The sequence below is a fragment of the Curtobacterium sp. NPDC089991 genome, assembly GCF_044748425.1.
Taxonomy (GTDB): Bacteria; Actinomycetota; Actinomycetes; order Actinomycetales; family Microbacteriaceae; genus Curtobacterium.
This window is the reverse complement of record NZ_JBIVGB010000008.1, coordinates 1-10,795: the sequence shown is the minus strand read 5'-3', so window position 1 is coordinate 10,795 and position 10,795 is coordinate 1. Positions and strand designations below refer to the sequence as shown.

Here is a 10,795-nt window from a genome sequence, read left to right as displayed (position 1 = left end):
CTCCGACTCTCTCGACGACCAGTCCGACCAAAGGTGGAATCCCATGTCCGTATCCGTCGCCGTGGCGGGAGCCTCCGGCTACGCGGGTGGTGAGCTCCTGCGCGTGCTCTCCGCCCATCCCGAGTTCGACGTCAGGACGGTGACGGCGTTCTCGAACGCCGGACAGCCGTTGATCGCGACGCAGCCGCACCTCCGGTCGCTGTCGCACCTGACCCTCGAGAAGACGACGGCCGAGACGCTCCGCGGGCACGACGTCGTGTTCCTGGCGCTGCCGCACGGTCAGTCGGGGGCGATCACCGAGGAGCTCGGCGACGACGCCCTCGTGGTGGACTGCGGCGCGGACCACCGTCTGACGGACCCCGCAGCCTGGGAGCAGTTCTACGGCGGTGACTACCACGGCGCCTGGACCTACGGCCTGCCGGAGCTCCTGCTCGCCGCCCCGACCCCGGGTTCGGCCGACGAGTGGCGCGAGGTCGAGGACATCGCGTCGCAGGGCAAGCAGCGTTCGGCCCTGGTCGGCACCAAGCGGATCGCGGTCCCCGGGTGCAACGTCACCGCGGTGACGCTCGGCATCCAGCCGGGCATCCAGGCCGGGCTCGTCGAGTCGGACGACATCGTCGCCGTGCTGAGCGTCGGCCCGAGCGGTGCCGGCAAGAAGCTCGCCAACACCTACCTGGCGTCCGAGATCATGGGTTCCGCCAGCGCCTACGCGGTGGGCGGCACGCACCGGCACGTCCCGGAGATCCAGCAGAACCTGGTCGTGGCGGGTGCTGCCGACGTGACGATCTCGTTCACGCCCGTGCTCGTCCCGATGTCGCGGGGCATCCTCGCGACGACGACGGCCAAGCTCACCCCGGGTGTCAGCGCGCGCGACGTGCGGCTCGCCTGGGAACAGGCCTACGCCGACGAGCCGTTCGTGCACCTGTTGCCCGAGGGCGAGTTCCCCCGGGTCTCGGACACCATCGGTGCGAACACCGCACTCGTCGGTATCGCGGTGGACGAGGCCGCAGGCCGCGTCGTCGCCGTGACGGCTCTCGACAACCTCGCGAAGGGCACGGCGGGTGCCGCCGTCCAGTCGACCAACATCGCCCTGGGTCTGCCGGAGACCCTGGGCCTCAGCGTGGACGGAGTCGCACCGTGACCGACCTCACCGACGTGAGCAAGCCCACCCAGGGCGAACCGGGCCTCCAGGGCGTCACCGCGGCAGCGGGTTTCCGCGCTGCCGGCGTGACCGCCGGCCTGAAGACCAGCGGCAAGCCGGACGTGGCCCTCGTCGTCAACGACGGCCCCGACGCGGCCGTGGCCGCGGTCTTCACCAGCAACCGCGCGCAGGCGCATCCGGTGATCTGGTCCCGCCAGGTCGTCGGTGACGGCGTCGCGCGCGCCGTCGTCCTGAACTCCGGCGGTGCCAACTGCTTCACGGGCCCCTTCGGCTTCCAGACCACGCACTTGACCGCCGAAGCCGTCGGTGACGCCCTCGGCATCGGTGCGGGCGACGTCGTCGTCTGCTCCACCGGCCTCATCGGGGTGGGCGACCAGACGTTCCGCGACAACGTGCTCCGGGGCGTCGACCTCGCGGGCGCTGCGCTCACCGGTGATGGCGGCCCGGACGCGGCCACGGCCATCATGACGACCGACACCAGGGCGAAGCAGTCCGTGGTGACCGAGGACGGCTGGACCGTCGGTGGCATGGCGAAGGGTGCGGGCATGCTCGCACCCGGACTCGCGACGATGCTCGTCGTGATCACGACCGACGCCGTGCAGACCCCGGACCAGCTCGACCAGGCGCTCCGCGCGGCCACCCGCATCACCTTCGACCGCGTCGACTCGGACGGCTGCATGTCGACGAACGACACCGTCGTGCTGCTGTCGTCGGGTGCGAGCGGGGTGACGCCCGAGGTCGGCGACTTCCAGGAAGCCCTGACCGCGGTCTGCGCCGACCTGGCCCGCCAGCTGCAGCAGGACGCCGAGGGCGCCAGCCACGACATCGCGATCGAGGTCGTGCACGCCGCGACCGAGGACGACGCCGTCACCGTCGGCCGGAGTGTCGCGCGCAACAACCTGTTCAAGGCGGCCGTCTTCGGCAACGACCCGAACTGGGGCCGGGTCCTCGCGGCCATCGGCACCACGGACGCCGACTTCGACCCGTACGCGGTCGACGTCAGCATGAACGGTGTCCGGGTCTGCCACGCCGGCGCCCCGGACCAGCCGAGCGACACCGTCGACCTGACGCCGCGGGACACCCACGTGCGCATCGACCTCGGCGTCGGGACGCACTCGGCGACGATCCTGACCAACGACCTCACGCACGACTACGTGCACGAGAACAGCGCGTACTCCAGCTGATGGCGAACGACACCGAAGGGGCCGGGACGCCCCTCACGAAGGAAGAAGAGCACGAGTTCGCCGCCGTCAAGGCCGCGACCCTGATCGAGTCCCTGCCGTGGCTCAAGCGGTTCTCCGGCAAGGTCGTCGTCGTCAAGTTCGGCGGCAACGCGATGGTGAACGAGGACCTCAAGCGTGCGTTCGCCGAGGACATGGTCTACCTCCGCTACGCCGGGTTGCACCCCGTCGTCGTGCACGGCGGGGGTCCGCAGATCTCGGCCGCGCTCAAGGAGCAGGGGATCGAGTCCGAGTTCCGTGGCGGCTACCGCGTCACCACGACCGAGGCGATCTCGGTCGTCCGCGACGTCCTGGCGGGCGAGGTCAACCGCGAGATCGTCGACCTGATGAACGAGCACGGCGAGGGCCTGGCCGTCGGCGTGTTCGGCGACGGCGGGTCCCTGTTCACCGGCGAGCAGAAGGGCGTGGTCGTCGACGGGCAGGAGTACGACCTCGGGCACGTCGGTGACATCACCCACGTCGACCCGTCAGGGGTGCTCGCCGCGATCGAGGCCGGCCGCATCCCGGTGGTCTCGAGCATCGCGATCGACGACGCCCACCCGGACCAGGCCCTCAACGTGAACGCCGATGCGGCCGCGGGTGCCCTGGCGATCGCGCTGCGTGCGTCGAAGCTCATCATGCTCACCGACGTCCCCGGCCTCTACCGCAACTGGCCGGACCGTGACTCGCTCGTCGACCTCATCGCGGTCGAGGAGCTCCGCGCGCTCCTGCCGTCCCTCGAGTCGGGCATGATCCCGAAGATGACCGCGTGCCTCGACGCCGTGGTCGGCGGGGTCGGCGGGGCGACGATCATCGACGGTCGGATCCCGCACTCGATCCTGCTCGAGGTCTTCACCCTGCGCGGTGCGGGCACCGAGGTGATCCCGGACCCGAGCCGACGCACCGAGAACCAGATGACCCACGCCGAGATCGGCCGACGCGTCGCAGCACCGTCGACGAGCACCAGCACCGGCCAACACGTGGCCAGCACGACCGAGAAGGGGCAGCAGCCGTGAGCAGCGAGACGCAGACCGAGACCTGGAACGACCGGTTCGGGGCGTCGCTCATGCGATCCCTGACCCCGCCGAAGATCATGCTCGAGCGCGGACAGGGCTGCCGTGTCTGGGACGTCGAGGGCAACGAGTACCTCGACTTCCTGGCGGGCATCGCCGTCAACTCGCTCGGCCACGCGCACCCCGTCCTGGTCGAGGCGATCGCCGACCAGGCCGCGAAGCTCGTGCACGTGTCGAACTACTTCGCGACGCCGCCCCAGCTCGAGCTGGCGGAGCGCCTCAAGCGCATCACCGGTGCGGTCGACGCCGGGCGGGTGTACTTCGGCAACTCCGGGGCAGAGGCGAACGAGGCCGCGTTCAAGCTCGCGCGCCTGAACAAGGGCGCCGACGGGCAGAAGACCCGCATCCTCGCGCTGAAGCAGGGGTTCCACGGCCGGACGATGGGGGCACTCGCGCTCACCGGCAAGCCCGCGCTGCAGCAGGACTTCCTGCCGATGATCCCGGGCGTCGAGCACATCGACTCCACCGTCGCAGCGCTCGAGGCGTCCATCGACGACACGGTCGCGGCGATCGTCATCGAGCCGATCAAGGGCGAGGCCGGCGTCGTCGACCTGCCCGAGGGCTTCCTGCTCGCCGCGCGCCGGCTGACCGAGGAGCACGGTGCGCTGCTGATCCTCGACGAGATCCAGACCGGTGTCGGCCGGACGGGCAACTGGTTCACCTACCAGGGCCACGGCTTCACCCCCGACGCCGTCACGGTGGCCAAGGGCATCGCCGGCGGCTTCCCGATCGGTGCGCTCGTGACCTTCGGGTGGGCGTCCGACCTGTTCTCGGCCGGTCAGCACGGTTCGACCTTCGGCGGCAACCCGCTCGGCACCCGCGTGGCGAACGCGGTGCTCGAGGAGATCGAACGCGCGGACCTCGTCGCTGCCGCCGTGGTCAAGGGCGAGCGGATCCGGACCGGCATCGCCGGCATCGGCTCACCGCTCGTCGAAGAGGTCCGCGGCACCGGTCTGCTCATCGGCGTCGGGCTCACCGGCCCGATCGCGGCCGCGGTCAACGCCGCCGCCCTCGAGCGTGGCCTCATCATCAACGCCCCGAACGAGTCGAGCCTGCGCCTCGCGCCGCCGCTCATCGTGTCCGACGCCGAGATCGACGAGTTCGTGTCGATCCTCGCCCAGAGCCTCGCGGCCGTCGCTGCCGCCCAGGAGACCTCCGCATGACCCGCCACTTCCTCCGGGACGACGACCTCAGCCAGGCCGAGCAGTCCGCGATCCTCGACATCGCCGACCAGATGAAGGCCGACCGTTGGGGTGCGAAGCCCCTCGCCGGCCCGCAGAGCGTCGCGGTCATCTTCGACAAGTCGTCGACCCGCACCCGGGTGTCGTTCCACGTCGGCATCTCCGACCTGGGCGGCAGCCCGCTCATCATCTCGACGGCGAACAGCCAGCTCGGCGGCAAGGAGACCCCGTCGGACACCGCCCGCGTGCTCGAGCGCATGGTGTCGGCGATCGTCTGGCGCACCTACGGGCAGGCCGGTCTCGAGGAGATGGCCGCCGGCACGACCGTCCCCGTCGTCAACGCACTGTCCGACGACTTCCACCCCTGCCAGCTGCTCGCCGACCTGCTCACCATCCGCGAGCACCGCGGCACGCTGGCGGGCCAGACCGTGGCGTTCATCGGCGACGGCGCGAGCAACATGGCGCAGTCGTACCTGCTCGCCGGCGCGACCGCGGGCATGCACGTCCGCGTCGCGGCTCCCGCCGAGTTCTCGCCGTCCCCGCAGGTCGTCACCGACGCCGAGCACCGTTCGGCCGAGACCGGCGGTTCCGTCCTGGTCGTCACCGACCCGGTGGCAGCGGTCGCCGGTGCCGACGTCGTGGTCACCGACACCTGGGTGTCGATGGGCAAGGAGTCCGAGAAGCAGTCGCGCCTCGACACCTTCTCCGGGTACCGCGTGGACGACGCCCTGATGGCGCACGCTGCCGACGACGCGGTGTTCATGCACTGCCTGCCCGCCGACCGTGGCTACGAGGTGACCGCCGACGTCATCGACGGGCCGCGCAGCATCATCTGGGACGAGGCGGAGAACCGTCTGCACGCCCAGAAGGCGCTGCTGGCCTGGCTCCTCGCCGCGAACGTCTGAGCACCATGGCTGACCGCGTCGTCCTCGCCTACTCCGGCGGCCTCGACACCTCCGTCGGGATCGGCTGGCTGCGTGACGCCACCGGCAAAGAGGTGGTGGCGCTGGCGGTCGACGTCGGCCAGGGCGGCGAGGACCTCGACGCGATCCGACAGCGCGCGCTCGACTGCGGGGCCGTCGAGTCGATCGTGGTCGACGCCAAGGACGAGTACGCCGACGAGTACATCGTGCCGGCCCTCAAGGCCAACGCGCTGTACCAAAAGCGCTACCCGCTGGTGTCGGCGCTGAGCCGCCCGCTCATCGCGAAGCACCTCGCGCTGACGGCGAAGCAGCTCGGTGCCGACAGCGTCGCGCACGGCTGCACCGGCAAGGGCAACGACCAGGTCCGGTTCGAAGCCGCCGTCGCGGCGATCGCCCCGGACCTGCGGAGCGTGGCACCGGTGCGTGACCTCGCCCTGACCCGGGACAAGGCGATCGCGTACGCCGAGCAGCACGCCCTGCCGATCCAGCAGTCGCAGCGGTCGCCGTACTCGATCGACCAGAACGTGTGGGGCCGGGCCGTCGAGACCGGCTTCCTCGAAGACCCGTGGAACGCCCCGACCGAGGACCTCTACGCGTACACGCAGGACCCCGCCGTCCCGCGCGAGCCGGACGAGGTGACCATCACGTTCGAGCGCGGCGTCCCGGTGGCGCTCGACGGGCAGCGCTTCAGCGTGCTGCGGATCGTGCAGGAGCTGAACGCCGTGGCCGGCAAGCACGGCGTCGGTCGGATCGACGTCGTCGAGGACCGCCTCGTCGGCATCAAGTCGCGCGAGGTGTACGAGGCCCCTGCGGCGATCGCGCTCATCACGGCGCACGAGGAGCTCGAGCGCCTCACCCTCGAGCGCGACGTGAACCGCTACAAGCGCGGTGTCGAGTCGGAGTGGGCCGACCTGGTCTACGACGGTCTGTGGTTCGGCGGGCTGAAGCGCAGCCTCGACGCCTTCGTCGACCACACCCAGCAGCACGTCTCCGGCGACGTCCGCCTCCAGCTGCACGGCGGTCGGGCGACGGTGACCGGCCGTCGCTCGGAGCAGAGCCTGTACGACTTCGACCTCGCAACGTACGACACCGGCGACACGTTCGACCAGTCCCTCTCGAAGGGCTTCATCGAACTCTGGTCGCTCCCCAGCAAGATCTCCGCCCGCCGCGACGCGGCGAACTGACACCCGCCGCCACCCGGCCCGACGACAACGACGCAGGACGACATGACCGACGAGAAGACCGACGCCACCAACACCGGAGCCCTCTGGGGCGCCCGCTTCGCCGACGGCCCGAGTGCGGCCCTGGCAGCGCTGTCGAAGTCGACGCACTTCGACTGGCAGCTCGCCCCGTACGACATCGCCGGCTCCCGCGCGCACGCCCGGGCCCTGCACACGGCCGGGTACCTGACGGCGGACGAGCTCGAGCGCATGCTCGCCGGACTCGACCGGCTCGAGGCCGCGCACGCCGACGGCACGCTGCAGCCCGACGAGTCAGACGAGGACGTCCACGGTGCCCTCGAGCGCCTCCTCATCGCCGACCTCGGTCCGGAGCTCGGCGGCAAGCTCCGCGCCGGCCGCAGCCGCAACGACCAGATCGCGACGCTCGGCCGCATGCACATGCTCGACCACGGGCGCCGGATCGGTCGGCTCGTGATCGACCTGGTCGACGCGATCACCCAGCAGGCCAACGAGCACCCGTCGGCGATCATGCCGGGTCGCACGCACCTGCAGCACGCGCAGCCCGTCCTCCTCGCGCACCACCTGCTGGCGCACGCGTGGCCGTTGGTCCGCGACCTCGAGCGCCTCCGCGACTGGGCGGGCCGCGCGAGCGTGAGCCCGTACGGCGCCGGTGCCCTCGCCGGCAGTTCGCTCGGTCTCGACCCCGCCGCGATCGCCGCGGAGCTCGGGTTCGACCGCCCGGCCGACAACTCGATCGACGCCACGGCCGCCCGCGACGTCGTCGCCGAGTTCGCGTTCGTCCTCGCGCAGATCGGCATCGACGTCTCGCGTCTGTCGGAAGAGGTCATCCTCTGGAACACGAAGGAGTTCGGCTTCGTCCGGCTCCACGACGCCTTCTCGACCGGCTCGAGCATCATGCCGCAGAAGAAGAACCCGGACATCGCCGAGCTCGCGCGCGGCAAGTCCGGTCGTCTGATCGGCAACCTGACGGGCCTGCTCGCGACCTTGAAGGGACTGCCGCTCGCCTACAACCGCGACCTGCAGGAGGACAAGGAGCCCGTCTTCGACTCGGTCGCCACGCTCGAGGTCCTGCTGCCGGCCTTCACCGGCATGATCGCGACGCTCACGTTCGACACGGACCGGATGGCCGAGCTCGCGCCGCAGGGCTTCTCGCTCGCGACCGACGTGGCCGAGTGGCTGGTCCGTCAGGGCGTCCCGTTCCGCGATGCGCACGAGGTGTCCGGTGCGCTGGTCCGGTACTGCGAACAGCGGGGCATCGAGCTCGACGACCCGACCGACGACGAGTACCGGTCGGTCTCCGAGCACCTGACCCCCGGGGTCCGTGCCGTGCTCACGATCGAGGGCAGTGTCGCGTCCCGCTCGGGTGTCGGCGGAACCGCTCCGGACCGTGTGGCCGAGCAGCTGGCGTCCGTCACGCGTCGCGTCCACGACCTGGCCGAGGGCGCACCCTTCACGCGATGACCGAGGGGCTGCTCGCGATGCTCGCTAAGCCGGCGCCGCGCATCGCCCCGGCGCTGCTCGGCGCGACGATCGCGGGCCGAGGCGTGACCCTGCGCATCACCGAGGTCGAGGCCTACTTCGGCCCCACCGACCCCGGCTCGCACGGGCACCGCGGTCCGACCGAGCGCAACCGCCACCTGTTCGGGTCGCCGGGCACCCTGTACGCGTACCGCTCGTACGGCATCCACACCTGCGTCAACGTCGTGAGTGCACCGGCCGGCATCTCCTCCGGTTCCCTGCTCCGCGGTGCGCAGGTGATCGAGGGCGTCGACACCGCACGCGGACGACGTGGCCCGTCGGTCGCCGACGTCGCGTTGGCGCGTGGCCCCGGCAACCTCGGTGGCGCCCTCGGCGCGGTGCTCGGACAGGACGACGGCACCTCGCTGCTCGACGGGTCCGGTCCGTTCGTGCTCACGTTGGCACCCGGCCTGGAGGCGCGGCTCGCCTCCGCCTCTCCGGCCCGCGTCGTCGAGGAACTCCTGACCGAGACCGCACCCGGCCCCGGCGGGACGGGTCCGGTCCCGCGCATCTCGCGCGGACCGCGCACCGGCGTCGGCGGCATCGCCGGCGGTGCGCAGTACCCCTGGCGCTTCTGGTTGACGGGCGACCCGACGGTCTCGACGTACCGACGGCACAAGGGTGCCCTCGACTGATCCCCACCGGCACGGCCGGCCCGCCGCTGGCGCGTCGCGCCGGAACCGGCGGCGTGGGCCCAGACGCACCACGGGCCTCCCGGTCGACGGCGCGCTGTCGGTGGTGCGCCGCCGCTACGATGGCGGGGTGTCCAGTGATACCGCTCAAGACGTCCTGACGCGCCAGCAGAACGACCCCACCTTCGCCTCGGTGTGGGACGAACTGCGCTGGCGCGGTCTGGTGCAGGTCTCGACCGACGAGACCGCACTCCAAGAGGCCCTCGACGGTGATCCGATCACGTACTACTGCGGCTTCGACCCCACGGCACCGTCGCTGCACTGCGGCAACCTGCTGCAGCTCCTGACCATGCGTCGGTTGCAGCTCGCCGGGCACAAGCCGCTGGCGCTCGTCGGGGGATCGACGGGGCTCATCGGCGACCCGCGTCCGACGGCGGAGCGCACGCTGAACACCCGCGAGACCGTCGCCGAGTGGGTGGCGCGTCTGCAGGGACAGGTGTCGCGGTTCCTCAGTCCGGACGGTGACAACGGCGTCCGGCTGGTGAACAACCTCGACTGGACGTCACCGATGTCCGCCATCGACTTCCTGCGCGACGTCGGCAAGTACTTCCGGGTGAACTCGATGCTCAAGAAGGACGCCGTCGCCGCGCGGCTGAACTCCGACGCGGGCATCAGCTACACGGAGTTCAGCTACCAGATCCTGCAGGGCCTCGACTACCGCGAGCTCTTCCGGCAGTACGGCTGCACGCTGCAGACGGGTGGCTCGGACCAGTGGGGCAACCTGACCTCGGGGACGGAGCTCATCCGTCGTGCCGAGGGTGCGACGGTGCACGCGCTCGGGACACCCTTGATCACGAACTCGGACGGCACGAAGTTCGGCAAGAGCGAGGGCAACGCCATCTGGCTCGACGCCGAGATGACGTCGCCGTACGCGCTGTACCAGTTCTGGCTCAACACGGCGGATGCCGACGTGATCGCCCGGTTGCGGGAGTTCACGTTCCTGTCCCGTGCCGAGATCGAGCGACTCGAGCAGGCGGTCGCCGACGAACCGTTCCGGCGCGAAGCGCAGCGGACCCTCGCGTTCGAGGTCACCTCGCTCGTGCACGGGTTCGACGCCACCCAGGCCGCGATCGACGCTGCGGCCGCGCTGTTCGGCAACGGGGACCTCGGTGCGCTGGATCCGGACACCCTGCGGTCGGCGATCGCGGAGCTGCCGGGGTCGGTCACCATCGAGGCCGGAGCCGACGTGGCCCGGGCACTCGTCGAGACCGAGCTCGTGAAGTCCCTCGGCGAAGCGCGCCGGGCGATTGACCAGGGCGGCGTGTACGTGAACAACGTCCGAGCCGAGGACGCCACCGCACCGCTGTCGGACCTCGCCCTGCCCGGGGGAGTCCTCGTGCTCCGCCGCGGCAAGAAGACCCTCGCCGGCGTGACGCTGGCCTGATCGCCCCGGCACCCGGGCGACGCGTGTTGCACAACGCGACACGCCCGGGATCGGGCCTGGCTTGGCACACTCGCCCAGGCCTGCGTAAAGTTCCTACTCGTCACCCCAAAGGTGCGGCGGAGCGGCTGGAGCGAAAGCCCAGAGCACGTCGGCCCTCAAGCGGGACCATCCTCCACTGAAGATCAGATCTGGCCTTGTGCTCGATCGCTTCGACGCCTAGGATGACAAACCCACCGGTTCTCTCCCCTCGGGGATGAGCCACAGGACCTCCGGGTCCGACGACACACCGGTGGCAAGCCAAGTACACAAGCCTCGTGGCTGGAGCTCGAACCTGAGCCGAAGAGCGAGTGCGTCTGGTCCTTGAGAACTCAACAGCGTGCACATTGTCAATGCCAATTTATTGATTGACCTCGTGCCTGGGCAGCTTCGGTTGTTCAGGT

Annotated in this window: 9 protein-coding genes; all 9 read left to right on the top strand. The window is 70.6% G+C overall.

What is annotated here, in order from left to right:
- Positions 1-43: 43 nt before the first annotated feature.
- The 9 genes from ACIPV1_RS18150 to tyrS all read left to right on the top strand — a co-directional run bounded on the left by ACIPV1_RS18150 (position 44) and on the right by tyrS (position 10,355).
- Positions 44-1,141: an N-acetyl-gamma-glutamyl-phosphate reductase gene (locus ACIPV1_RS18150; RefSeq protein WP_402726971.1), complete on the top strand. Its 1,098-nt coding sequence runs from the start codon at positions 44-46 to the stop codon at positions 1,139-1,141.
- Positions 1,138-2,346, top strand: coding sequence for a bifunctional glutamate N-acetyltransferase/amino-acid acetyltransferase ArgJ (gene argJ, locus ACIPV1_RS18145; protein ID WP_402726970.1), 1,209 nt, complete (start codon positions 1,138-1,140; stop codon positions 2,344-2,346). Before ACIPV1_RS18150 ends, argJ begins: the two co-directional genes overlap by 4 nt.
- The gene (gene argB, locus ACIPV1_RS18140; RefSeq protein ID WP_123293376.1) at positions 2,346-3,398 is read left to right on the top strand and encodes an acetylglutamate kinase; all 1,053 of its coding nucleotides are present in this window, start codon (positions 2,346-2,348) and stop codon (positions 3,396-3,398) included. Before argJ ends, argB begins: the two co-directional genes overlap by 1 nt.
- A gap of 50 nt (positions 3,399-3,448) precedes the next feature.
- Positions 3,449-4,618 (top strand): acetylornithine transaminase, encoded by a 1,170-nt coding sequence (locus ACIPV1_RS18135; RefSeq protein ID WP_402727013.1) that lies wholly within the window; start codon positions 3,449-3,451, stop codon positions 4,616-4,618.
- The gene (argF, locus tag ACIPV1_RS18130; RefSeq protein WP_131921865.1) at positions 4,615-5,541 is read left to right on the top strand and encodes an ornithine carbamoyltransferase; all 927 of its coding nucleotides are present in this window, start codon (positions 4,615-4,617) and stop codon (positions 5,539-5,541) included. Before ACIPV1_RS18135 ends, argF begins: the two co-directional genes overlap by 4 nt.
- A gap of 5 nt (positions 5,542-5,546) precedes the next feature.
- Positions 5,547-6,743, top strand: a complete 1,197-nt coding sequence (locus tag ACIPV1_RS18125) for an argininosuccinate synthase (protein WP_173170806.1) — start codon at positions 5,547-5,549, stop codon at positions 6,741-6,743.
- 42 nt (positions 6,744-6,785) lie between these two features.
- A complete protein-coding gene (argH, locus tag ACIPV1_RS18120) occupies positions 6,786-8,222 on the top strand; it encodes an argininosuccinate lyase (protein WP_123293380.1) in 1,437 nt (478 codons plus the stop codon).
- Entirely contained in the window at positions 8,219-8,914 is a 696-nt protein-coding gene (locus tag ACIPV1_RS18115; protein WP_402726969.1) for a DNA-3-methyladenine glycosylase, read from the top strand. The genes argH and ACIPV1_RS18115 overlap by 4 nt, the downstream gene beginning before the upstream one ends.
- A gap of 127 nt (positions 8,915-9,041) precedes the next feature.
- Positions 9,042-10,355 carry a tyrosine--tRNA ligase gene (gene tyrS / locus ACIPV1_RS18110; RefSeq protein WP_123936793.1) on the top strand — a complete coding sequence of 438 codons (1,314 nt, stop codon included), beginning with the start codon at positions 9,042-9,044 and terminating at the stop codon, positions 10,353-10,355.
- The last annotated feature ends 440 nt before the right edge of the window (positions 10,356-10,795 follow it).

Bases quoted from the DNA above. Each gene is read 5' to 3' on its own strand.
- ACIPV1_RS18150 (WP_402726971.1), top strand. From the start codon at position 44: ATGTCCGTATCCGTCGCCGTGGCGGGAGCCTCCGGCTACGCGGGTGGT.
- argB (WP_123293376.1), top strand. From the start codon at position 2,346: ATGGCGAACGACACCGAAGGGGCCGGGACGCCCCTCACGAAGGAAGAA.
- ACIPV1_RS18135 (WP_402727013.1), top strand. From the start codon at position 3,449: ATGCGATCCCTGACCCCGCCGAAGATCATGCTCGAGCGCGGACAGGGC.
- argF (WP_131921865.1), top strand. From the start codon at position 4,615: ATGACCCGCCACTTCCTCCGGGACGACGACCTCAGCCAGGCCGAGCAG.
- ACIPV1_RS18125 (WP_173170806.1), top strand. From the start codon at position 5,547: ATGGCTGACCGCGTCGTCCTCGCCTACTCCGGCGGCCTCGACACCTCC.
- argH (WP_123293380.1), top strand. From the start codon at position 6,786: ATGACCGACGAGAAGACCGACGCCACCAACACCGGAGCCCTCTGGGGC.
- ACIPV1_RS18115 (WP_402726969.1), top strand. From the start codon at position 8,219: ATGACCGAGGGGCTGCTCGCGATGCTCGCTAAGCCGGCGCCGCGCATC.